The 21,368-nt window shown below is 69.6% G+C and carries 21 protein-coding genes; 7 read left to right on the forward strand and 14 right to left on the reverse strand.

What is annotated here, in order from left to right:
• The first annotated feature begins 51 nt into the window (after positions 1 to 51).
• The gene (locus tag ACIRP2_RS00815; protein ID WP_404245149.1) at positions 52 to 855 is read left to right on the forward strand and encodes a sulfite exporter TauE/SafE family protein; all 804 of its coding nucleotides are present in this window, start codon (positions 52 to 54) and stop codon (positions 853 to 855) included.
• 165 nt (positions 856 to 1,020) lie between these two features.
• On the opposite strand, the gene ACIRP2_RS00820 is transcribed toward ACIRP2_RS00815, so the two are convergent.
• The 4 genes from ACIRP2_RS00820 to ACIRP2_RS00835 form a co-directional block, all read right to left on the reverse strand.
• Complete coding sequence (locus ACIRP2_RS00820; RefSeq protein WP_404245151.1) at positions 1,021 to 3,093, reverse strand: discoidin domain-containing protein; 2,073 nt, start codon at positions 3,091 to 3,093, stop codon at positions 1,021 to 1,023.
• A gap of 205 nt (positions 3,094 to 3,298) precedes the next feature.
• On the reverse strand, positions 3,299 to 4,555 hold the full coding sequence (locus ACIRP2_RS00825; RefSeq protein ID WP_404245153.1) for an MFS transporter: 1,257 nt from the start codon (positions 4,553 to 4,555) through the stop codon (positions 3,299 to 3,301).
• A gap of 14 nt (positions 4,556 to 4,569) precedes the next feature.
• On the reverse strand, positions 4,570 to 5,937 hold the full coding sequence (locus ACIRP2_RS00830; RefSeq protein WP_404245155.1) for a GH1 family beta-glucosidase: 1,368 nt from the start codon (positions 5,935 to 5,937) through the stop codon (positions 4,570 to 4,572).
• Between the two features lie 481 nt (positions 5,938 to 6,418).
• Positions 6,419 to 7,078, reverse strand: coding sequence for a TetR/AcrR family transcriptional regulator (locus ACIRP2_RS00835; RefSeq protein ID WP_404245157.1), 660 nt, complete (start codon positions 7,076 to 7,078; stop codon positions 6,419 to 6,421).
• A gap of 292 nt (positions 7,079 to 7,370) precedes the next feature.
• Here ACIRP2_RS00835 and ACIRP2_RS00840 point away from each other — a divergent pair, with 292 nt between their 5' ends.
• The gene (locus tag ACIRP2_RS00840; RefSeq protein WP_404245159.1) at positions 7,371 to 7,724 is read left to right on the forward strand and encodes a hypothetical protein; all 354 of its coding nucleotides are present in this window, start codon (positions 7,371 to 7,373) and stop codon (positions 7,722 to 7,724) included.
• A 187-nt stretch (positions 7,725 to 7,911) separates the two neighbouring features.
• On the opposite strand, the gene ACIRP2_RS00845 is transcribed toward ACIRP2_RS00840, so the two are convergent.
• The 3 genes from ACIRP2_RS00845 to ACIRP2_RS00855 form a co-directional block, all read right to left on the reverse strand.
• Complete coding sequence (locus tag ACIRP2_RS00845) at positions 7,912 to 8,571, reverse strand: transposase (RefSeq protein ID WP_404245161.1); 660 nt, start codon at positions 8,569 to 8,571, stop codon at positions 7,912 to 7,914.
• A 331-nt stretch (positions 8,572 to 8,902) separates the two neighbouring features.
• Positions 8,903 to 9,469, reverse strand: a complete 567-nt coding sequence (locus ACIRP2_RS00850) for an SMI1/KNR4 family protein (protein ID WP_404245163.1) — start codon at positions 9,467 to 9,469, stop codon at positions 8,903 to 8,905.
• A 303-nt stretch (positions 9,470 to 9,772) separates the two neighbouring features.
• Positions 9,773 to 10,438 carry a LuxR C-terminal-related transcriptional regulator gene (locus ACIRP2_RS00855; RefSeq protein ID WP_404247119.1) on the reverse strand — a complete coding sequence of 222 codons (666 nt, stop codon included), beginning with the start codon at positions 10,436 to 10,438 and terminating at the stop codon, positions 9,773 to 9,775.
• A gap of 67 nt (positions 10,439 to 10,505) precedes the next feature.
• On the opposite strand from ACIRP2_RS00855, the gene ACIRP2_RS00860 reads away from it, so the two are divergent.
• The 3 genes from ACIRP2_RS00860 to ACIRP2_RS00870 are packed head-to-tail and all read left to right on the forward strand — an operon-like array spanning position 10,506 to position 12,500.
• Entirely contained in the window at positions 10,506 to 11,354 is an 849-nt protein-coding gene (locus ACIRP2_RS00860; protein ID WP_404245165.1) for an oxidoreductase, read from the forward strand.
• 31 nt (positions 11,355 to 11,385) lie between these two features.
• On the forward strand, positions 11,386 to 12,033 hold the full coding sequence (locus ACIRP2_RS00865) for a helix-turn-helix domain-containing protein (protein WP_404245167.1): 648 nt from the start codon (positions 11,386 to 11,388) through the stop codon (positions 12,031 to 12,033).
• Positions 12,024 to 12,500 carry a transposase gene (locus ACIRP2_RS00870; protein ID WP_404245169.1) on the forward strand — a complete coding sequence of 159 codons (477 nt, stop codon included), beginning with the start codon at positions 12,024 to 12,026 and terminating at the stop codon, positions 12,498 to 12,500. Before ACIRP2_RS00865 ends, ACIRP2_RS00870 begins: the two co-directional genes overlap by 10 nt.
• Before the next feature lie 44 nt (positions 12,501 to 12,544).
• Here ACIRP2_RS00870 and ACIRP2_RS00875 read toward each other — a convergent pair.
• Positions 12,545 to 13,362, reverse strand: a protein-coding gene (locus ACIRP2_RS00875; protein WP_404245171.1) for an IS5 family transposase whose coding sequence is annotated in 2 segments (ribosomal slippage) — positions 12,545 to 13,005 and positions 13,005 to 13,362 — 819 coding nt in all. Because the reading frame shifts where the segments join, the coding sequence is not laid out codon by codon here.
• Between the two features lie 37 nt (positions 13,363 to 13,399).
• Positions 13,400 to 14,035, reverse strand: a complete 636-nt coding sequence (locus ACIRP2_RS00880; protein WP_404245173.1) for a hypothetical protein — start codon at positions 14,033 to 14,035, stop codon at positions 13,400 to 13,402.
• A 140-nt stretch (positions 14,036 to 14,175) separates the two neighbouring features.
• Here ACIRP2_RS00880 and cpt point away from each other — a divergent pair, with 140 nt between their 5' ends.
• Positions 14,176 to 14,697 (forward strand): chloramphenicol phosphotransferase CPT, encoded by a 522-nt coding sequence (gene cpt / locus ACIRP2_RS00885; RefSeq protein WP_404247121.1) that lies wholly within the window; start codon positions 14,176 to 14,178, stop codon positions 14,695 to 14,697.
• A 253-nt stretch (positions 14,698 to 14,950) separates the two neighbouring features.
• Here the strand turns inward: cpt and ACIRP2_RS00890 are convergent, their stop codons facing one another.
• From ACIRP2_RS00890 to ACIRP2_RS00910, 5 genes are all read right to left on the reverse strand, one after another.
• Positions 14,951 to 15,796, reverse strand: a complete 846-nt coding sequence (locus tag ACIRP2_RS00890) for a hypothetical protein (protein WP_404245175.1) — start codon at positions 15,794 to 15,796, stop codon at positions 14,951 to 14,953.
• A gap of 662 nt (positions 15,797 to 16,458) precedes the next feature.
• Entirely contained in the window at positions 16,459 to 17,043 is a 585-nt protein-coding gene (locus ACIRP2_RS00895) for a DinB family protein (protein WP_404245177.1), read from the reverse strand.
• Between the two features lie 102 nt (positions 17,044 to 17,145).
• Complete coding sequence (locus ACIRP2_RS00900; RefSeq protein WP_404245179.1) at positions 17,146 to 18,354, reverse strand: MFS transporter; 1,209 nt, start codon at positions 18,352 to 18,354, stop codon at positions 17,146 to 17,148.
• Between the two features lie 75 nt (positions 18,355 to 18,429).
• On the reverse strand, positions 18,430 to 18,741 hold the full coding sequence (locus tag ACIRP2_RS00905; protein ID WP_351073365.1) for a metalloregulator ArsR/SmtB family transcription factor: 312 nt from the start codon (positions 18,739 to 18,741) through the stop codon (positions 18,430 to 18,432).
• A 284-nt stretch (positions 18,742 to 19,025) separates the two neighbouring features.
• The gene (locus tag ACIRP2_RS00910) at positions 19,026 to 20,270 is read right to left on the reverse strand and encodes an MFS transporter (RefSeq protein WP_404245181.1); all 1,245 of its coding nucleotides are present in this window, start codon (positions 20,268 to 20,270) and stop codon (positions 19,026 to 19,028) included.
• Positions 20,271 to 20,404: 134 nt separating this feature from the next.
• Here ACIRP2_RS00910 and ACIRP2_RS00915 point away from each other — a divergent pair, with 134 nt between their 5' ends.
• Positions 20,405 to 21,340, forward strand: coding sequence for a LysR family transcriptional regulator (locus ACIRP2_RS00915; RefSeq protein ID WP_404245183.1), 936 nt, complete (start codon positions 20,405 to 20,407; stop codon positions 21,338 to 21,340).
• Positions 21,341 to 21,368: the final 28 nt, after the last annotated feature.

The following is a 21,368-nucleotide window of genomic DNA, read 5'->3' on the forward strand; positions in this document are numbered from 1 at the left end:
GGTGCCGACCATCGCATGCGGGAACCTCGTCGCAGCTGGTGGAGTGAGGCCATGGATGTTGTGGCATTGATCGGGATCGGACTCCTCACCGGGACGACGACGGTGTTGTTCGGATTCGGCGGCGGATTCGTCGCGGTGCCGGTCGTGGTGTGGGCGGACGCCGCACTCGGCGCGGACGCGATGCGGGTGGCGACGGCCACCTCGGCCCTGGTGATGCTGGTGAACGCGGGGTTCGCGACGGCCGTCACACCGCGGCGTGTCCTCCTCGCACTCCGCGGCAGTGGCACGCTGCTGCTCCTGCTGGCGGCCGGTGCCTCGGTCGGCGCACTCGCCACGCGCCTCGCCCCGGCCGATCCGGCCCGCTGGGCGTTCGTCGCGTACGTCGCTCTCACCATCGCCGACCTGCTCCTGCGCCCCGGCTTCCTGCGCCCGCGCGCTCCGGTCGAGGCGACCTCCGATGTTCCGCGTCCGCCGTCGGCCGTCCTCGGCGCGCCGATCGGTGCGGTCGCGGCCTTCCTCGGCGTGGGAGGCAGTGTCATGACCGTCCCCGCGATGCGGCGGGCCGGGCACACGATGCAGGTGGCGACCGCGCTGGCCAACCCCCTCACTCTCGCCATCGCGCTCCCGGCCACCGCGCTGTCCCTGGGCGGCGCCGCGGTTCCCGCCGCCTCGGACGCGCATGTGCACCTGGTGGGTCTCGTCGACCTCCGCGCCGCCTCGGCGCTGCTCCTCGGAGCGCTGCCGGTGATCGCGGTGCTGCGACGGCGCCCGCCGCGGATCCCGGACCGCACCTACGCCTGGGCGTACGTCGGGCTGCTTGCCACGGTGGCGGTCGCGATGCTGCTCCCGGCCTGAGGTCCTTCGTTCGGGGCAGGGCGGTCATGCATCCTTCCCGCACTCGCCCGAGTGCCGGCGCCGGCAGGGCGCCTGCGCTCCTCGTGGCGTGCCGGGACGTCGGGCCGGCCGGATCGGGAGAGTCGATCCGGCCGGCCCCGGCCCGGGACACCGTCGCCGGTGCCGTCAGTCGCTGTAGACGCCGACCTCGTGGAGCGAGTAGCCCCACTGGGTGCCGCGCTCCACGCCCTGGATTCGTACGTAGCGCGCCGGAGTCCGGGCGAACCACGCTGTGTCCAGGCCGCCGTCACCAGAGGTCGTGGACCATACCGTCTGCCAGTTCTCGCGGTCCTCCGACAGTTCGATGCGGTACGACTTCGCGTATGCCGCCTCCCAGTCGAGGGTGACGCGCTTGACCGGCTTCACGGATCCGAGGTCGATCCGCAGCCACTGGTCGTCGTTCCACTCGCTGGCCCAGCGGGTGTCCTTGTCTCCGTCCACGGCCTTGCCGGGAGCGAAGCTGACGAACGGGTTCCACCACTCCGACGTGGACGCGTAGGCTGCCGCACCCGAGGCCAGATTCACCCCGGACTTGTGCCTCTCGGTGCTCCCCCAGGTGCGGAGGTAGGACTCGGCACCTGAGAAGAGGTCGTCCACGACCTTCTGTCCGCCGACGTTGCGGATGTCCTCGATCCAGTCCGGGACCATGCCGTAGTGCGCCGCGCCATCGGTGTTGAAGTCCCATGTGCGCTCGCCGGTGGTCTGCTTGTCGATCACCGAGCCGCCGTCCGTGCTGCGGAAGGGGTACTTCACCGGGTTCGGGGCGTTCGCGCCCCGGGGGGCCGGCCAGCCGCCGACGCCGTTCATGTCGGTGCCGTAGCCGTAGCCGACCTTGTACTTCTCGCGCAGCGCCTCCTTGCTCTTTGCCTCCGCGCTGAACGGCCCGGCGACGCTCATGTACTGGGCGGCGAACCCGCCGAGCTTGTAGAGACGCTCGGTCCACCCCGAGTCCATCCAGCTGTGCGAGGAGATGGCGCCCGGGTACGACTCGGACTCAAGGATGTCGAAGGCCTGACCCGCGGCCTTGACGCTCATGTGGTCGAGTTCCAGCATCATGTGGCGCTTCATCATCCCGCGCACCGCGTACTCGCCCAGGCTGGTCAGCCCGCGGGTGTTGCACTGCGCGCCCGAGGCGTACGTGGGGACGTCGACCCCCTCCGGCAGTTCCTTCTCCGCCTGCGCCGCCACCGCGTTGCCGATGGGGTTGTCGTGCTGCGGGCCGCGGCAGGTCTCCGTCTTCCAGAAGGTGCCGGTCGACAGGAACTGGCCCACGTTGATCGCCGTACCGAGGGCGCCGGAGTCGAAGCGCACCCCGCACAGGGCGTTGTCGAACTTGTGGCACAGGAACATGCTGCTCACGCCCAGTTCGCGCAGCTCGTCCAGACCGCGGTCGATGTCCGCCTTGCTGCACTGCGCGATGTCCAGGATCTGCTTGCAGCCGAACGGCTCGGAGGTCTCGACCCCCAGGACGACGGCCAGCTTGCCCTGCTCGATGACCTTACGGGCCTGCTCGCTGCTGGTGACGATCCGGAACCACCCCTTGCCCGGACCGCCGTACATCGTGTCGATGTAGGCCTGCATGTCGTACGACTTCTTCGCCTCAAGACGGATGGCGGTCATCTCGTCGCAGGTGCGGTCCTTGAAGAAGTAGACCGAGCAGATCACGCCGTTGGTGACCAGGTCGTTGACCAGCACCCGCTGGCCGCCGCGCCATGCCCGCTCGATTCCGGCGTAGTAGTTCTGCTGGTGGGTCAGCGAGTCGTGGGCGGGCCAGTCCTTGAAGGTGGGCCACCCGTCGGGGTCGTGCTTGCCGTCGCCGCCCTTGGTGATCATGTCGAAGATGGCGAGCGAACCGTCGGGGTAGTGCTCGGGGCAGTCCTTGAGCGCATCGGCCACGCCCTGCTCCGAGAACGGCTTGCCGCAGATCAGCCGGCCGCCGAATCCCTCGTTGGACATGATGTGGTCGTGGGCGTCCACGAAGCCTCGTACGCGGCCCTGGGCGTCGGTGCCCTTGAAGGGCTCGCCCGTGACGTCGATCTGCGCGTCGGGTGCGGGCCGCGCGGTCGGGAGCCACCAGCCGGGGTCGGGCTCCGCCGCGGAGCTGGGCATCGGGCCGAGTACCAGGGCCATCACGGCGAGGAGCAGTGACGCCACCGTGAGGGATCTGAGCCTGCGGCGCGGAGGTCGAACCATGGTCATCACTCACTTTGATTGACATGTGCATTCAAGTTACTGACGAGTTTTCAGAATCCCGACCGCCGTCGGCGGAGTCAACGGCCCGGACCGAAAAACATGAGGATTTCTCAACTTTGGTGAACTCGTGTTCCGATGAGGCCAGTTGAGGGTCGAGTGAGCGTCGGAAGTCGAGTGGCCCGGAGGGACGGGTCCGCCCGTCCGGCCGACGTCAGGCCACGCTGCGGATGCGGTTGACGAGAAGGCCGCCGATGAGGATGACCAGGGCCGCGGTGGTGTAGAGGCCGGTGTAGCCGCCGAGGTGGGTGATGATCGGCGAGGCGAGGGCGGGGGCGAGGACCTGCGGGCCGGAGTTGGCGATGTTGATGACCCCGAGGTCTTTGGCGCGGTCGGCGGCCTCGGGCAGGACCTGGGTGACCAGGGCCTGGTCGACGGCGAGGTAGATGCCGTAACCCGCGCCGAGGACCGCCGCGGCGGCGAGGGCGGACGGCCAGGTGTGGAGCAGGGCGAGCAGCGCCGCCGCTGCGGTCATGACCAGCGAACAGAGGACGACGAAGACCTTGCGGTGTCCGACGCGGTCGGACAGGGCGCCGACGGGGACGGCCGTGAGTGCGGCGCAGAGGGTGTAGATCACCGTGAGGATCAGTACGCCGGTGCCGGGGTCGTCGTAGTGGACGGCGTCGGCGAGGAAGTAGAACAGGTAGAGGGTGCCGAGGGCGTTGCCGAGGTTGATCAGGAACCGGGTGAGCCAGGCCCAGCCGAAGTCGGGGTGCTGCCGGGGACTCACCCAGAGCGAGCGGGCGAACGCGCGGGCGTCGAAGGCGGGGCGCAGTGCCCGGGGCAGGGGCGGCTCCGAGTGGCGCAGCGCGAAGGGGAGGGCGAGTGCGACGGTGAGTACGGCGAGGGTGCCGTAGCCGGAGCGGACACCGGTGATCAGCAGTGTGGTGATCAGCGCGCCGAGGACGAGGCCGAAGGACTGCATGAGGCCGGTCCAGCCGGAGACCTGGGCGCGTTGGGTGAGTGGCACACGGTCGGCGATCGGGGTGGTGACCCCGGCCAGCATCGCGTTCAGCCCTGCCTGCGCGAGGCACCAGCCGACGGCGACCCCGGCCACGGTGTGCTGGGTGGCGGTGACCGACAGCCCCGCTGCCCCGGCGAGGGCGCCGCCGAGAATCCAGGGCCGACGGCGGCCGAACCTGCTCGTGGTGCGGTCCGACCATGCGCCGGCGAGCGGGTTGGCCAGTACCGCGACGAGCGCGCCGAGGCCGGTGACGAGCGAGAGCGCATCGTTCTTGCCGTGCGGGTCGATGCGCTCCAACTGGAGTGGCAGCAGGATCTGAATGGGTGTCATGAACGCCATGAAGACGGCGAGCGTGGCCAGCGAGAGGCTCACCGTCCAGCCGGCTCTGACCGGGACGGTGGGCTCGGCGAGGACGGCGGTGTCGTCCGCCGCGGAGGCGTGGGACATGACGACTCCGTCGCTCAGGACCGCTGGGAGGCGATCAGGTCGCGGTACCACTCGAAGCTCGCCCGGGGCGTGCGACGTCGGGTGGTGAAATCGACCTCGACCAGGCCGAAGCGCTGGTGATAGCCCTCGGCCCACTCGAAGTTGTCGAGCAGCGACCAGGTGAAGTAGCCGCGCACGTCCACCCCGCGGGACACGGCGCGGGCGACCGCGGCGATGTGTCCGGCGAGGTACTGGATGCGCGCCCGGTCGTGCAGTCCGGCCGGCTGCGAGCAGCCGTTCTCGGTGATCCACACCGGCGGAAGGTCGTCGCCGTAGCGGGCCTTGAGGTCGGTGAGCAGTTCCGTGAGACCGTCGGGGACCACCGGCCAGTCGAACGCGGTTCGCTCGTACGGATCCGCGGGCTCGGCCAGGTCGAAGGGCAGCGCGGCGGCAGGATCGGCCGGGGCGGTGACCCAGGTGGGGTTGTAGTAGTTGACGCCCAGCCCGTCCAGCGGAGTGGCAATCGTGGCGAGATCGCCGTCGCGCACCACTCCTCCCCAGCTCGGGTCGGTCATGCCGTAGGCCGAAAGGTCGGGATAACTCCCCAGCAGCAGAGGGTCGTTGAAGAGCCGGTTGTGCAGGGCGTCATAGGCGGAGGCCGCCGCCACGTCCTTGTCCTGCTGGGCGTCGGGGCGCAGCCGGACGGGCGTGCAGTTGTTGGCGATCAGTATCTGCCCGCCTGGAACGGCGGCCCGCAGCGCCGCGGTCGCGAGGCCGTGGCCGAGCAGTTGGTGATGTGCGACGGGCAGTGCGTCCAGCATCAGCGCGCGGCCCGGGGCATGGACACCGAAGCCGTAGCCGAAGGACATGTGGACGAAGGGCTCGTTCAGGGTGATCCACCGCTTGACCCGGTCGCCCAGCCGTTCCGCGACCACGGCCGCGTACTCGGCGAACCGATCGGCGGTCTCGCGGTTCAGCCATCCGCCCTCGTCCTCCAGGGCCTGCGGCAGGTCCCAATGGAACAGGGTGGGTGTGGGCTCGATCCCGGCGTCGAGCAGCGCGTCGACCAGGCGGTCGTAGAAGTCCAGTCCGCGCGGCTCGACCTTGCCCGCGCCGGTCGGCAGGATGCGAGGCCAGGAGACCGAGAAGCGGTACGCGTCGAGCCCGAGTCGGCGCATCAGAGTGACGTCCTCGTCGAACCTGTGGTGGTGGTCGCAGGCGATGTCGCCGGTGTGGCCGTCGCGTACGGCCCCGGGGCGCCGTACGAAGGTGTCCCAGATGGACGCTCCCTTGCCGTCCTCGTCGGCCGCGCCCTCGATCTGGTACGCGGCGGTCGAGGCGCCCCAGACGAAGTCGGCCGGGAGCCGGGGGAGTCGGGTGGCATCGGTGGAGCTCGTCGTCACTTGCGCCTGCCTTCATCGGTGATGCGCGAGTCGCCCGGGTTCGGCCGCCCGCGCGCGGCTCCGGAATTCTGCCGATGGCCGCTCTCGCGCCCCAACGGCGCCCTGGGTGGGCCGCACCGTAACATGAACCACCGTTCACGTTCTATGGGTCGGGCCTGGCCACGAACCGGCCGACGGGGCGGAGGGGGCGGGGCGCTGCTCGGGCCGTGGCGGCGTCGGCCGGGACCCGGGGCGGGCGTCGAGGCCGAGACCACGGTCCGCGGCGGCGGACCTGGGGTGGTGGCCGGCTCGGCGAGCCCTCGGAGCCGGCCGTCGACGGGGGACCTCGGGTGGTCGGACCCGGCCGGCGCGAGTTGCCGGGCAGGGCCTCGCCGGGATGACCGCGCGTGTCACGACGCCCAGGGTGCGGGCCGGTCGGCGGCGGTACAGGGCGGCCCGACAGTCCGGGCCCGCGACCCGGCGAACCGCTGAACGCCTCGGTTCACCCTTCCGCGGCCGTCAACCGGCCGCGCAGGTCCTCCCAGTAGGCGTTCAGCATCCGCTTGAGCTCGTCCACGGTTTCCAGGTCCGGCTCGCCGCCGCTCTTGAACACTTCGTGCAGCACGGCGTTGGCGGCCCACACCACCATCCGCGTCGCCCGTTGCGCCCGGTGACCGCCGGGCCCGCCGGTCAGGTGCTCCACGATGCGCTGCAGGCCCTCGGCGATGTGTGTGTTGCTCGCCTCGTCGGCCCGCGCGAGCTCGGGACTGAGGTGCCGCCCGGCCCACAGAGCCATGCCGCCCGCCTGGGACCGGAAGAGCTCGGCGTAGACGCCGACCATCATGCCGACCGGGTCGGTCAGTTCGCCCTCGACGGTCCGCTCGACGAGTTCGTCGATGGCGGCCTTGAAGGCATCGAGGTACCGCTGGCCCAGCGCGTCCACGACGGCGCTCTTGTCCGGGTAGAACTGGTAGATGCTGCCGACCGGCGCGCCCGCCTCCTGGGCGATCCGCCGCATCGTCAGCGCCTCGTACCCGTCCTGAGACAGGATCCGGTCGGCCGCGGCGAGGATGGCCTCGACCCGGGCCCGGCTGCGTGCCTGCTGAGGCTGCCTCCGCAGCCGCGCCCGCGACGACGGCTGCGGCTCGCCTGCTTCCGTCACCACGTGCCCCCGGTCGTCCGATGACGCGAACGTAGCACGCGGCCACGGAGCGGGGGCCGGCCACCGGACTGCCGATCGGGAGAAGTGGTTCACGGCGCATGCAGCCCGACGCCTCGGTCGCGGCCGACGTGCGCCACACACCACGCACGCCCACCGGCCCGTCGGGCAGGATGAGAGCATGTCCAGGGCAAGCCACCGAGACGCTCGCCCGGCGACCGACCGGTCGCACCCGCGTCGTCCGGCCGCCGTGCACGTTGGCACATGAAGCGCACGACACGGGAAGAGGGACGCCATGACACGTGAGACCGCAAGTGCCGCGACGAGTCCGGTGTCCTGGGCCGCGCGTCTCGCCTGGGGCGCGCTCGGGCTCCTCCTGCTCGCCTGGACGGTCTTCGAGGCGGCGAAGCACACGGGCCTCACCATCCCGTTCGCCGTGATCGGGCTTCTCGTCCCCTTCCTGACCAGGCTCGCGCCAGGCTCGACGGCCGTTCGGCACACGCTGCTCCGGGTCTGGATCCCGCTCGCCGTCATGGTGATCTGCTCTGTCATTCCCGGCCCCGCCGACAACGCCGTTGCGCCCTTCACCTTCGGGATGGCCTGGCTGACCCATGTCGCGCTGTGGCGGGCTCGGGGAAACGGTCTCTGACACGTACGAAGACACCGTCTCGCCCACCGGCGGCTTCGTCGCCACCCCGAGAGCGCCCTTGACTGCGCCTGTGGTTTCTCCCGCGCCGCCCCCGACAGGAACGAAGTCTGCAGCCGGGATCAACTCCCCGAAGGACGTGTGGAGCCGACCACTAAGTGGTCGAGCTCCTAAATCCTTCGGGGGTTGATCACGCTGCCAGCGCGACGGAGGATTCTTCTTGTTGATCGGCGGTGTGCCGGTCGAGTCTGGCCAGCAGATCGTCCAGGTCGGAGGTGGTGAACTTCCACTGGAACGGCTGTGCCGTGGCGTTGTAGCGGTCTTCGAAAGCTCGGAGCCGGTCCCCGACCTGGGTGAGGTCGGTGAAGTCGTTGGGCGTGACGACCTTGCGCTGGACGACGGAGAAGTAGATCTCCGCCTGGTTCAGCCAGGAGGCGTGCACGGGGGTGTGGACCATTACCGTGTTCGGGAACGCCGCCGTGAGGCGGGCGGCGGCCTTCTGTCCGCGGTGGGAGGAGCCGTTGTCGACGATCCAGAACACGCGCTTGGCGCTGGCGTACGGCTCCTGGCTCATGACCTGGGTCACCAGGTTCATGAACGGGTCGATACCGGTGCGCGGCTCGGTGCGGCCGGACACCTTCGCATGGTGGACGTCGTAGGCGGCGAGGTAGGCCAGGGCGCCGCCGCGGCCGTAGGTGTGGTTCACGCGCATGGCGCGGGCCTGGCCGGGGGCGAGGGTGGGGTGGCAGCGGCAGCGGGCCTGGATAGAGGTCTTCTCGTCTGCGCTGATGACGTACTCGTCCTCGCCGAGTGCCTTGCCTTGCCAGGTGCGGGCGTACAGGTCCAGCACGCGCTGGGCCCTGGGCCGGAAGTCGGGATCGGTGATGAAGATCCAGGAGCGGTGCTGCCATGGTTTGAGCGCGTCGGTGGCGCTCAGAGGCGGTCAGCACGATGGGAGCGGCGGAGACGGGAGGCACGAGATGAACGAGGCCGATCATTCGGGGTGACAGAGGACGGGGCCGACATCAGGCCGCCCCGTGCCCCCAATATTGCATGAGGGCGCCTCGACATCCGAGTACCGGCACGAAATTCACGATACCTCGTTAATTGCCCCGCCAACAGTCCGCCTGCAGAATACTTGACCCTGAAGCTGACCTATTAAGAAGTCCCGGAGGGGCGATCTAGTCGAATTCCTCGGGCTCAGGAATATATTCCTCCGGATAGGTCGAGATTTCAGCGATGGATTCTTCAAGCAGGTCTTCAAACCCCGGAGCGACATAGCTCACCTCGTCCGGATCATGCACGTATGCAATGATTTGGCCAGGGGTACCTTCCTGTGTAGGGCAATAATCCTGCATCAGAATCCCCGCACCCCCGCCGAACTCGGCGAACGGCAGCCAACCGTCACTGAACCAGCCTGCCCTGATCCGAGGATCCCGTGGCTGTGGACCGACATAGTCGGTATAGCGTGGGGCGTTGCGCTTCATGGAGCGTCGCCGCTCAGTCGCTGCCTCAATGGAGAGAAAACCGTAACCACTCAGATATCCCGGCCTGGCGAACACTGGCATCCAAGTTGGTCCCCCATCTGCCTCCAGCCATGCCGCCCGCAAGCCTGGATCCAAAGGGAATCCAAGATCATTTTCAAATGATCGAAGTGCGACCATGGAGGCCGCCGGAGAAAGTTCGAGCTGACCCTCGGACGCCAAGTAGATTTCTGCCAGAACTTCCCGGTAAGTGTTGAATTCCATGGGGGGCTCCTATTATTCGCACTCAGTCCGCGTGCATCAGGGAATCTTTGCACACCGCTCGAACGAGCCGTTGCTGATGGTGCACAGGTGAAGGTGGCGTCTGCGGGCCTCTACCGCACCACCCTCGATCGCTGGCCCGCACTTCCCACGGGCTCTACTACTCCGTCAACCCCCGACGGACTTACGGCGCCGACCACTAAGTGGTCGCCGCTGAAAGTTCTTCGGGGGTTGACGTGTCGGTTGGTTATGTGGTCCGGGGTGCTCAGGCGGGCAGACCGCTAAAGGGCCGCGATCACTATGGTTTTATCGGGGTAGCCCCAGCTCGCCTGCACGCAGCCCGGCCTGGAAGCGGGAGTCGGCCTCGAGTTTGGCCATCAGCTCGGCCACACGCCGCCGGTAGGTGCGCAGTGAGACGCCGAGCCGTTTGGCCACCGATTCGTCGGTGAGGCCCGAAGCGAGGCCTTTGAGGATCATGCGGCCGTCGGTATCGAGGTGCGGGACGTCGCTGTGCAGATAGGTTTCGAGATCGACGGCGGCGTCCCAGATCGCTCGGAACAGCGAGTGAACGCCGTCGACCAGGATCTGTGACGTCGTCACGGTGTACTCGCGGCCGGTGGGGGTCTCCTGGCCGGCAAGGATCATCACCCGCCGGTCGATGAGGATGGTCTCGTGCGGCAGCGGCGAACGGCTGACCCGAACGAGAGCGCCCTTACTCCGCACCAGCCGCAGGTGCGCGCGGGCCTCCTCGTCGGCGAGTGCCACCGGGCTGAGCAGCTTCCGAGGGGTGAAGTCAGCGGTATCCGCCGCACGCATCCGATTCCGGACCGCGGCCCTGGCCCCCGGTTGCGACCAGGTCTTGAGATCCCGGGCGGCGCACAGGAACTCGGTCCGCGCGGACTCGAAGAGATGACCTGCGCGCGCGATCAACTCTGCGTCTCCTCGCATTGAAAACACCTCTTCGTTCCGCATCCCGCCAGTCTGGCAGCAAGCTGCCACGACCTCGCCGGGAGTCGTGCCGGCGGACACGATGAGCGTCATGACGATCAAGACCTTTTCCCTCGGCGGAGAGCTGACAATCAACCGGCTCGGCTTCGGCGCGATGCGCCTGGCGATGGGCACCTTCGCCGGTCCAGCGCGAGATCCCGAGACGGGCATCGCGGTGCTCCGCCGGGCCGTGGAGCTGGGCGTGAACCACATCGACACGGCCAGCTTCTACGGCAGGGACGCGGTGTGGGCCAATGAGCTGATCCGTACGGCATTGACCCCCTACCGCGACGACCTGGTGATCGCGACGAAGGTGGGGCCGTTGCCCGGACCGAACGGTGTGCCGAGCGGGCAGGCGACGGCTGATCAGCTGCGAGGCCTGGTCGAGGCGGATCTGCGCTGCCTAGGTCTCAACCGGCTCGACCTGGTCTATCTGCGGGTCGGCGGGATGACCGGGCCGGGTAACGAGTCGATCGCCGAACGGTTCGCGGTCCTGGCTGAGCTCCGCGCGGAGGGGCTGATCCGACACCTGGGCGTCAGTAACGTCGACGCCGCCCAGCTCGCCGAGGCCCGGGCGATCGCGCCCGTCGCGGCGGTGCAGAACCGGCACACCAGTGACATGGGGCTGATGGAGGAAAGCGAGGAAGCGGGCATCGCGTACGTGCCGTACTTCCCGCTGGGCGGCGGCGTCGGCAGCGGCCCGCTCGACGCCGAACGGCTCGGCAAGGTCGCAGCACGCCTGGGCGCGACCACAGCGCAGGTCACCATCGCCTTGCTGCTGGCGACCTCGCCGACGGTGCTGGCGATTCCGGGCACTGGTTCTCTCGAACATCTGGAGGAGAACCTCGCGGCGAACGATCTCGGTCTCAGCGATGAGGACCTGTCTGACCTGCGAGGCTAACTGGTCGGCTCCGGAAGTTAGCTTGCCTGCCATGCCCGTTGCCGCCGCCCGCCCGATATCCCCGACTGCGACCGGGCGGCACCGGTTGAAGAAGGCAGCCCGGGGCCACAAGACCGAGCACCGGCTTCGAGTGCGCTCGCAGATCGTGCTGCACGCGGCCCGCGGGCTGCCGAACGCGCAGATCGCCGAGCGCGTCGGCGTGCACGTGGACACCGTACGCACCTGGCGGAGCCGCTTCGCCGAGCTGGGCATGCCGGGCCTGGCCGACCGTAAGCGCACCGGACGCCCGCCCTCCTTCACCCCGCTACAGGCCACCCAGGTCAAGGCCCTCGCCTGCCAACTGCCCGCCGAGACCGGCGCGCCCCTGTCCCGCTGGACCACCCCCGAACTGGCCCGCGAGGCTGTCAAGCGCGGCATCGCGCCCTTCCTGTCGGCCTCCACCGTGCGCCGCTGGCTCGCAAGGGATGCCCTCAAGCCCTGGCACCACCACTCCTGGATCTTCATCACCGATTCCGTGCCAAGGCCGCGCGCGTCCTGGATCTGTACGCCCGCACCTGGAACGGCGAGCCGCTCGGCGCAGACGAATTCGTCGTCAGCGCCGACGAGAAGACCTCGATCCAGGCCCGCTGTCGCTGCCACCCCACCCTCGTCCCGGGCAAGGCCCGCGCGATGCGCGTGAACCACACCTACGGCCGCGGTGGCGCACTGGCCTATCTGGCCGCCTACGACGTCCGCCACGCGAAGGTGTTCGGCCGCACCGAGCCCCGCACCGGCATCGACCCGTTCATGGCTCTGGTCGCCCAGGTCATGAGCCAGGAGCCGTACGCCAGCGCCAAGCGCGTGTTCTGGATCGTCGACAACGGCTCCTCCCACCGCGGCAAGAAGGCCGTCGACCGGTTGGCTGCCGCCTTCCCCAACTCGGTGCTGGTCCACACCCCGGTGCATGCCTCCTGGTTGAACCAGGTGGAGATCTTCTTCTCCGTCGTGCAGCGCAAGGTAGTCTCGCCCAACGACTTCACCGACCTGAGCCAGGTCCGGGACCGGCTCCGAGCCTTCGAAGACCGCTACAACGCCACGGCACGGCCGTTCCAGTGGAAGTTCACCACCTCCAACCTGGACGCTCTCTCCGTCGCCCCGACAACGTGATCAACCCCCGAAGGACTTCCGGAGCCGACCACTAAGACCGTGTCCTATGTGGTGAGCCGGAGGAGTCGTTTGTAGCAGCAGAGGGTGGCGGCGAGGCCGAGGAAGGCCAGGTAGTTGCGGGGGTGGCGTTCGTAGCGGTGGTTGAGTCTGCGGTAGCCGGACAGCCAGGACATGGTGCGTTCGATGACCCACCTTCGGCGTCCGAGTCGTTCACTGGATTCGATTCCCTTGCGGGCGATACGGACGCCGATGCGCTTCCCGCGCAGCCATCTACGCAGGTCAGGGATGTCGTATGCCTTGTCGGCGTGGAGCTTGCGGGGTTTGTAGTTCCAGCCGTTGTGGGGGTCGTGTCTCGATTGGAGACCGGCCACCATGGGCTTCAGACCTTGGCTGTCGTGGGTGTTGGCGGCGGAGACGCCGACGACCAGGGGCAGTCCGTTCGCGTCCGACAGGACGTGCATCTTGGAGCCCGGTTTGCCCCGGTCCACGGGGCTCGGACCTGTGAGTCCGCCCCTTTTTTGGCCCGTACGTGGGCGGAGTCGAGGACCACGCGGGTCACGTCGAGCAGTCCGCACTCGTCGATGCGGTCGAGCACCGCTTCATGCAGCCGGCCCCAGACACCGGCCCTGGACCAGATGACGAAGCGCCGGTGGGCGGTGGACTTCGAGATCCCGAAGCACGGCGGCAGGGCCCGCCAGGCACACCCGCTCACCAGCACGTAGACGATCGCGGCGAACAGGGTCTCATCAGGCGTGTCCTGCGTCCCGCCGCCCTGCGGACGCACCTTCGACGGCGGGATCAACGGCTTCGCGATCTCCCACAGCCCGTCCGGAACAATCCAACTCCACGTTTCCCGCCCCATGAACAGCCCAACGAGTGATCACCACATAGGACACGGTCTAAGCCTCCGACCAGCCATCGAGTTCATCCGGCCGGAAGCCCATCATGACCGAGGCGGTCCACAGGAGTACGACGAATACGCCGCTCACGATCTCCCAGACGAGGTGGAAGACGTCCCTGCCGGGTCGGGGACCGAGGGCCGGGTGGACCTTGCGCTGCGGGTCGATGGTGATGAGATACCGATCTCCGGTCCGCAACTTCCGGTTCACCGTGGACAGCTCGCGCTGACGCAGGTGCCCGGGGTAGGAGACGGCGTAGGAGTAGGTCACGACGTTGTCCGGGTCGGAGGATGCGGAGGTCTCCTCCTCTATCACGCCGTACACCTCCCGGCCGCGGTCGTGCAGGGCGTTGGACGAGAGGTACTGCATGTGCAGGGCGCAGAAGAACATGGCCGCTATCCCTCCCAGCAAACCCCACGAGTACCCGACGCCGGTGCCCAGTCGCGTGAGTGCCATGGCGCAACCGATGGCGATGCCGCTCCCCAGCAGCAGCAACAGTCCGAGCGAGCCCTCCCGGGTGTAGAGGGCACGACCGAGCAGGGTCAGCAGCCACAGTGTCACCAGCCCGGCGGCCGGGCCGAGCACGATTCCCGCGCACAGCCGCAGACTTGGAACCCTCACTCGGCGGCGTGGCATGGACGACCCCCTCTGACGACACTGATCCGGCCTGTTCCGGTCTCCTATGGACTCATGAGCCCGGCGGGGACGTCCAGAGCTTATGGATCTGTCGGGTGAGCTCGGAGGCGCGGTCGTAGAGTTGCGTCGTGATGACTCGGATGATCGTGCTCAACGGTGGCTCCAGCTCGGGGAAGTCCGGGATCGTCCGGTGCCTGCAGGCGGTCCTGCCGGAGCCCTGGCTGGCCGTCGGTGTCGACACACTGGTCGATGCGATGCCCGCGTCCATGCAGGCATCGGACACGGGCATCGAGTTCGCACCGGACGGCGAGGTGAACGTGGGCCCCGAGTTCCGCGCGTTGGAGGCGGCGTGGATCGAGGGGGTCGCCGCGATGGCCCGTGCCGGAGCCGGGGTCATCGTCGACGAGGTCTTCCTCGGCGGAGCGGAGTCCCAGCGGCGCTGGCAGAAGGCGCTGGACGGCGTAGGGGTGTTGTGGGTCGGCGTACGGTGCGAGAGCGAGGTCGCCGCGGCCCGCGAGGTCGCGCGCGGTGACCGGGTCACAGGCATGGCGGCGTCACAGGCGGACCTGGTCCACCGGGGAGTGTTCTACGACCTGGAGGTGGACACGACACGGAGCGAGTCCATGGAGTGCGCCCGGATCATCGCCGACCGAGTGGAGTGAACCGTTCGTTCACGCCCCCGTCGGGGACCATGGTCATTTCCGGCCACGACACGCAGGCCACGCACCACACATGCGGCACACGCGACAGGTACGACGCGCGCGGCGCCGACGGCCGCACCGCGTGCCACCGACGGCCGCACGGCAAGCAGCGGGACCTCGGCCGGCCGACGGCCCCGTCCCCGCTCCTGTCACGGCCCGGAGGCCGCGACGGGAGCGGCGACGTACGGCTCGCGCCGTTCTCCTGCGAGGGGCGTCAGTTGGCGGGGGCCTGGTAGAGGCCCCGGCCCGCGCGGTGGGCGCGGGAGGTGGCGACGAGCCGGTCCAGGGTGCTGCGGACGGTGTTGATGCCGTTGGGGGTCAGCTCACGCCCCAGGGCCTTGGTGACGTCACGGGCACGGACCGGGGTGTCGCCGAACGTGGACAGCACCTTGATGGCCATTTCGGTGAGGCTGCCACTGTCGTCGACAGCGGGTGCGGCGGGCGCCGCCTTCTTCGGGGCCGCGGCCTTCACGGACTTGGTGGCCTTGGCGGGCGCCGCGGCCTTCTTGCCCTTCGGGGCGGCGGACTTCTTGGCCGCGGGCTCGGCGGGCTTCGTGGTCTTCACGGACTTGGCGGCCTTGGTCGCGACGGCCTTCTTGGCCTGGCCGCGCTCGCTCTTCGGCTTGGCGGCGGCAGCCTGCTTGCGGCCCTTGGGGGCGGAGGTCTTCCGGGCGGTGCGGCGTGCGGGGGCAGCCGCTGCCGGCTCCTGCGGAGCCTCTGCCCGGACGGCGGAGTCGATGGGGCCCTGAGCCTGCTGCGGGATCTGCGGGGTCTGCGGAACCTCGGCAGTGACAGCGCTCTCGGCCTCGGCCTCGATGTTCTCGTCCTCGGCCTTGACGTCCTCCGTCCGGACGTCAGGTGCCTCCGTGTTCACGGGAACGGGGGAGGCGGCCAGCGAACGCAGTGCCGTCAGTGCGGTCCGCACCGACTCCAGCCGCTCGGTGACATTCGCGAGTTCCTTCTCCAGGGTCTGCTGGTGCTGCTCAAGGCGCGGAAGTTCCGCCTCCAGCACCGCAGTTGTGGCATCGATGGTGCCCAGTGTGTTGGTCTCTGAGGTCATGTTGTCGCCCTTCTCTCCCGGCCGACCGTTGGTGACCGATGTGTTGCAGCGTAAGGGGCGTTGTGTTGTGGCCGGAAATCGACCCTTCGGTGCGAACAGTCAGGAGCCGCTTCCAGTGCAGGCCGCCAGTCTCCTGAATCCTCCTGCCGTGCGCCCCGAGACCGGCCCAGAGGCACTCGTTTGGCCGCATGCGCTTCATCGGTGGAGTGCCCGGTTGGACTGCCACGGTCTACGCGTCGCAACGTGACGCGGCACGAGGAGGGGCGACGGAACGCGATGCGCCGGGAGACGGCAGGGCGTGAGGTTTTCGTGGCGTGGGCGCCGCTGCTCGTACCCGCTGCCGGAGGCTGGGGTGGCGGCGAAGCGGCCGGGGGGCGACGTCTCGGGGGACGGGGGCGACGCTTCGTGGCCGGAACCGGGATGCCGGGTCGGCGGTCGCTCTGTTCGGCCTCGCGGGGAGAGGCGCCGGTTCGCGGTGGCGGCGGCTCGTGCTCGATGACACACCGGGGGACGCGCATCGCCCCGGACCGCGTACCGCGCAGGTCCGGGGCGGACACGTGTCCAAAGGCGGACCCACGACCTGGGCGAGACCCACGCCAGGAGGGATCCACGCCAGGGGCGGGGCCCACGGCCGGGACGGACCGCCGGGCCCGCCCCGGCCGTCAGCTTCCGATGCCGCTGCCGTCGCCACCGTCTGCGCCGGTGCCGTGCGAGGCGGCCTCGGCCATCCGGGCCGTGGTGCTGGCACCGTCCAGTGCCTCGCGGATGATGTCCGCGTGCCCGCAGTGGTGTGCGATCTCCCGGAAGACATGCAGCAGCACGTGTCGCACGGTCCATGTGATCGGCTCCGGCGGTGACCAGGGGTACCGAGGGAGTGTCACGAGTCGGCCGAGATCGGGCTCCTGCCGCACGGTGCGGTCGAATTCCGCCGCCGCCGCGTGAAACGCGTCGAGCAGGGCGGCCAGGGTCTCGCCGTCGGTCATCCGATTGCCGTCGGGATCGAGGTCGGCCCAGCCGACCTCGGCGGGCGCCGTACCGTCCACCACGGCGAGCCAGGTCCGCTGCACGTCACCGAGATGCTTGACCAGGCCGCCGAGCGTCAGCTCGCTGACGGTGGTGGTGAGTCCGGCCTGTTCGTCACCGATGTCGGCGACCGTGTACAGGAAGTTGGTGCGCTGATCGGCGACGATCGTGAGGAGATCCTCGCGTTCCCCGGCCCGTACATCGTCGGCGCTGGTCGTTCCCATGAAACGTTCCCCCTTCGGACGGTTCCCGGCCGCACACACTACGGCTCCTCCCGGACGGCCGCGGCTCGGAGACGAGACGGGGGCAGATGGGTACGACGGGTTTCAGGTTCGCGCCTCTGCGCGCTTCTGTCCGCCGGGGACGGCCGACGGTGCCTGCCGCACCCCGGCACGGTCCAGGCCCAGCCGCAGAGCCGTGACCAACAGGGCGGCGACGGCGAACCCGATTCCCACCCAGGTGAGTTGACGGGCTCCGTACGCGGACAGCACCCACCCCCCGACCGCCGTTCCGACCGTGATGCCGAGGTTCGAGAACGAGATGAAGAGGCTGTTGCCGAACTCGGGCGCGTCGGAGGCGTCCCGTCCCAGCCAGCTCTGGCTCACGACGAGCCCGCCCGAGTGCACGGCCCCCCAGACCAGCACGGCGACGACCATCGGCGCGAACAGCGGGCCCACGGCGTACAGGAGCACGTAGACGAGCAGGCACAGAACCGGGTAGCCGACCACGGTGCGGATGAGATCGCGCCGCAACAGCTCGCCGAAGGCGAAGTTGCCGAGGACCATCACCACGCCGAACGCCATCAGCATGCCGCTGACCCAGGTGCCGTCCATGTGCGTGACCTGGCCCAGGTACTCGGCGAAGTAGCCGTAGACCGAGAACATCGCCGCGAAAACGAGAACGACGGACGCGATGGTCAGCCACAACCGCAGCCGCTTCAGAACCTTCAACTGGGCACCGTAGGAAACGCGTTGACCGACAGGCATCGGCGGGACGAACAACAGCACGCCGATGAGGGCGAGCAGATTGACGAGCGCGCCGAACCAGAACGCCGAGGCCAGGGACACATGCTCGGCGAGGTACGAGGTCAGCGGCACCCCGAAGGCGAAGCCGACGGTGACACCGCCGAACACGGTGGTCGTGGCGCGGGTGGCGTCCTCGGCGGGCACCAGCCGCGCGGCGGTCGCGAGCGCGACCGCGAAGAACACGGGATGGAAGAGCGCGGGAACGATGCGGAAGGCGAGCATCACCTCGTACTGCGTGGTGAGCGCGTAGACGGCGTTGGACACGGCGAACACGGCTGTCGCGGCCGCGAGCACTCTCTTGCGGTCGACGCCGGAGGCGAGCAGCGTGGTGAACGGCCCGGATACGGCGATGACCAGGGCGAACACTCCGACGAGCCAGCCTGCGGTGGACGGCGCGACGCCGAGCTCCGCCGAGACCTGGGGGAGCACGCCGACCATGCCCATCTCGGTGGTGATGATCCCGAACACGCCCAGGGCGAGCACCAGGACGGTGACGGAGGCCTTTCTCATGGCGACCTTTCATCAAATCTAGAAAAGTAGATATATGCGGTGCCGGGGCGGCACTCGCGGGGGATTGACCGGGATCTACAGCTCGTCGCGGACGTGCGCGGCGAACTCCGCGATCACCGGCTCGTTGCGCCGGTAGTACGTCCACTTGCCGATGCGTTCCGAGGTGAGCAGCCCCGCGTCCTTCAGGGTCTGCAGGTACCCGGAGACCACCGACTGCGCCAGTCCGGCGCGCTTCTGGATGTCGCCCACGCACACCCCGATGTGGAAGCCGAGCCCCTGCTGTCGGTAGGAGTCCTCGTCGAAGTACTTCTCCGGCTCCCGCAGCCACTGCATGAACTGCAGGCGCGCGGGGTTGGCGAGCGCCTTGTGTACGGCCAGGGGGTCCACCGGTCTGCCTCTCCGTGCTCTCCGTGCTCTCCGTGCTCTCCGTGCCCCAACGGGGGACTCATCTAGCTTTCGCGATATGTAGGAGCAAGTCAAGTCGGCCGAGCGGGCCCCTGCGGCACGATCCGGTACCCGGCGGCCGTGCGCTCCCGCACGGGAAACACTCGCTGCGGCGACTCTCCGCCATCGGCTCGACACCGGCACCGGTCGGCATCCGCGCGTCCTCGGACACGATCGGCGCGCAGATGCTGACCGGGCAGTGGCGCCGTGACGGCCGTCAGGGCCCGTCAGGCGCGGCTCGGTGCGGGCTCCGGCCCGGCGAGGGACGCCGTGGCGCGCCGGGGAAGCAGCAGCGGGGTCGCCAGCAGGAGCACGCCGGCCAGGCCGATGGCCGTGCGCGGGCCGAGCAGGCCGCCCAGTACGCCCCATGCGGCCGTCAGGAGCGCGGTCGAGGCCTTGGTCGTCACCGACCAGGCGGTCAGGGTGCGGGTGACCCGCTCGGTCGGGGTGCGCTCAAGGCGGTAGGTGGCCTGAACGGGGTTGAAGACCCCGCAGCAGAAGATCAGCCCGAGCTCGACGCCCATCACCAGCAGCAGCCCTCCGGCCCCCGGCCCCAGGAAGGCCAGGCCCACGGACCAGACCGCGCGCAGCGCCCCGGACACGACCAGGACCCGGTGCTGCCCGAACCGGGTGACGAGCGGTCGGGCCAGCCGCGAACCGAGCAGGCCGCCGATCGCGGGCGCGGCGAAGGCGAGGCCGTACTGCCATGGCGCGAACCCGAGTGGGCCGAGCATCAGGACGGCCAGCAGCGGCTGGGTGGCCATCACCAGGCCGTTGAACAAGGCGGTGTTGAAGAACAGCGGACGCAGCGTCGCGTCGGCGAGGATGTACCGCCAGCCGTCGAGCAGGTCCCCGGCCCGCATGCGCGCGGCCTCCCGGCGCTCGGGCCGCGGCTCCCGGCCGCCCGTCGCACGGATGCCCAGGGCCGAGAGCAGGTAGCTGACCGCGTCGGCCACCACCGTCGCCACCGGACCGAGGAGCCCGATCGCCGCGCCGCCCAGTGGGGGGCCGATGATCGTGGTCGTCCAGGTCGTCGACTCGAACCGGGCGTTGGCGACGAGCAGGTCCTCGGGCGGCAGCAGCGTCTTCAGATACGCGCCGGAGGCGGCGCGGAAGCTGATGTCGGCCGCCGCGACGACGACCGAGACCAGCAGGAGCTGGACGAAGGTGAGCACGCCGAGCGCGACCGCGGCGGGGATCGTCAGCAGCGCCGCGAACCGCACCAGGTCCATCCCGATCAGCACCGGCCGCTTGCGGCGGAACTCCACCCACGGGCCGAGCGGCACCGCCACGGCGGCGCCCACCGCCGCCCCCGCGGAGGACAACGCCGCGACCTCCGTCGGCCCGGCGTGCAGCACCCGGATGGCGATCAGGGGGAACGCGCCGAAGGCGAGCCACGTGCCGAGCGCACTGGTCCCGTACGCTCCCCAGAGCCAGCCGAACTGTCGGCCCAGCCGATGCCCGTTCCTCATGTCCGACGCCCCTCGTCGCTCACCCGCACAACCGATCCGCGATCGGAAGCATCAAAGCGAGCGCCGTGCCCGGGGATCAAACAACCACAGGGCCACCCGGCCACAACCAACGGTTGTGCCCATAGGGTGTCGGCATGGACCTCGAAACCGTCCGGACCTTCGTCGCCGTCGCGGAAGCGGGGCAGTTCCAGGAGGCCGCCGCCGAGCTGGCGGTCACCCAGCAGGCCGTCTCCAAGCGCATCGCCGCGCTGGAGCGCGACCTCGGGGTGCGGCTGTTCACCCGCACCCCGCGCGGTGCCGAGCTCACCATCGACGGGCAGGCGTTCCTGCCGCACGCGCACGAGCTGCTGCGCGTCGCCGAGCGCGCGGTCACGTCCGTGCGCACCGGCCACCGTCCGCTGCGCGTCGACGTGATCGCCTCGCGCAGCGCGCAGTCGGGCCTGATGCGCGGCTTCCACCGCGCGCATCCCGAGATCGACCTCGACGTGGTGATGCTGTTCGACATCGAGACGGCCGTCGCCGCCATCCGGTCCGGTGCGATCGACGCCTCCTTCCGCGCCGTCGCCGCGCCCGGCCGGCCCCTTCCCGCGGACATCGAGTCCGTCCGGGTCCTCGACGAGCCGCTCCAGCTCCTCACCGGCCCCGCCCACGCGCTGGCGCGCGCCCGGTCGGTGACCCTCGCCCAGCTCACCGGGCACCGGATCTGGATGCCCGGCATCGTCCCCGGTACCGAGTGGACCGCCTACTACGACGACCTCGTCGCCGAGTTCGGCCTCACCATCGAGGCGACCGGCCCCAACTTCGGCTCCGACGCGCTCCTGGACACCATCGCCGACACCCCGGCCCTGGCCACCTTCATGGGCGAGCACAGCCGCCTCATCTGGCCCGCGGGCCACGGCCTGCGCCGCATCCCGGTGACCGACCCGACACCCGTCTACCCGCACTCGCTCCTCTGGCACCGCGACAATCCCCACCCCGCGCTGACCACCCTCCGCGCCCACCTCGCCGCCACAACGGCCCGCCCCAACGCTGCCGGGACCTGGATGCCGCGCTGGGTGATTCCCCGCTGAGCATCACCACGATTCCGATCAACCCGGC

The sequence above is a fragment of the Streptomyces sp. NPDC101194 genome (assembly GCF_044767885.1).
Taxonomy (GTDB): Bacteria; Actinomycetota; Actinomycetes; order Streptomycetales; family Streptomycetaceae; genus Streptomyces.

Coding starts and splice junctions, on each gene's coding strand:
- ACIRP2_RS00820 (WP_404245151.1), bottom strand. CDS start 3,093: ATGACCATGGTTCGACCTCCGCGCCGCAGGCTCAGATCCCTCACGGTG.
- ACIRP2_RS00895 (WP_404245177.1), bottom strand. CDS start 17,043: ATGGGAACGACCAGCGCCGACGATGTACGGGCCGGGGAACGCGAGGAT.
- ACIRP2_RS00910 (WP_404245181.1), bottom strand. CDS start 20,270: ATGAGGAACGGGCATCGGCTGGGCCGACAGTTCGGCTGGCTCTGGGGA.
- ACIRP2_RS00880 (WP_404245173.1), bottom strand. CDS start 14,035: ATGCCACGCCGCCGAGTGAGGGTTCCAAGTCTGCGGCTGTGCGCGGGA.
- ACIRP2_RS00840 (WP_404245159.1), top strand. CDS start 7,371: ATGACACGTGAGACCGCAAGTGCCGCGACGAGTCCGGTGTCCTGGGCC.
- ACIRP2_RS00850 (WP_404245163.1), bottom strand. CDS start 9,469: ATGGAATTCAACACTTACCGGGAAGTTCTGGCAGAAATCTACTTGGCG.
- ACIRP2_RS00825 (WP_404245153.1), bottom strand. CDS start 4,555: ATGTCCCACGCCTCCGCGGCGGACGACACCGCCGTCCTCGCCGAGCCC.
- ACIRP2_RS00855 (WP_404247119.1), bottom strand. CDS start 10,438: ATGCGGAACGAAGAGGTGTTTTCAATGCGAGGAGACGCAGAGTTGATC.
- ACIRP2_RS00890 (WP_404245175.1), bottom strand. CDS start 15,796: ATGACCTCAGAGACCAACACACTGGGCACCATCGATGCCACAACTGCG.
- ACIRP2_RS00865 (WP_404245167.1), top strand. CDS start 11,386: ATGCCCGTTGCCGCCGCCCGCCCGATATCCCCGACTGCGACCGGGCGG.
- ACIRP2_RS00900 (WP_404245179.1), bottom strand. CDS start 18,354: ATGAGAAAGGCCTCCGTCACCGTCCTGGTGCTCGCCCTGGGCGTGTTC.
- ACIRP2_RS00815 (WP_404245149.1), top strand. CDS start 52: ATGGATGTTGTGGCATTGATCGGGATCGGACTCCTCACCGGGACGACG.
- ACIRP2_RS00870 (WP_404245169.1), top strand. CDS start 12,024: ATGCGCGTGAACCACACCTACGGCCGCGGTGGCGCACTGGCCTATCTG.
- cpt (WP_404247121.1), top strand. CDS start 14,176: ATGATCGTGCTCAACGGTGGCTCCAGCTCGGGGAAGTCCGGGATCGTC.
- ACIRP2_RS00915 (WP_404245183.1), top strand. CDS start 20,405: ATGGACCTCGAAACCGTCCGGACCTTCGTCGCCGTCGCGGAAGCGGGG.
- ACIRP2_RS00860 (WP_404245165.1), top strand. CDS start 10,506: ATGACGATCAAGACCTTTTCCCTCGGCGGAGAGCTGACAATCAACCGG.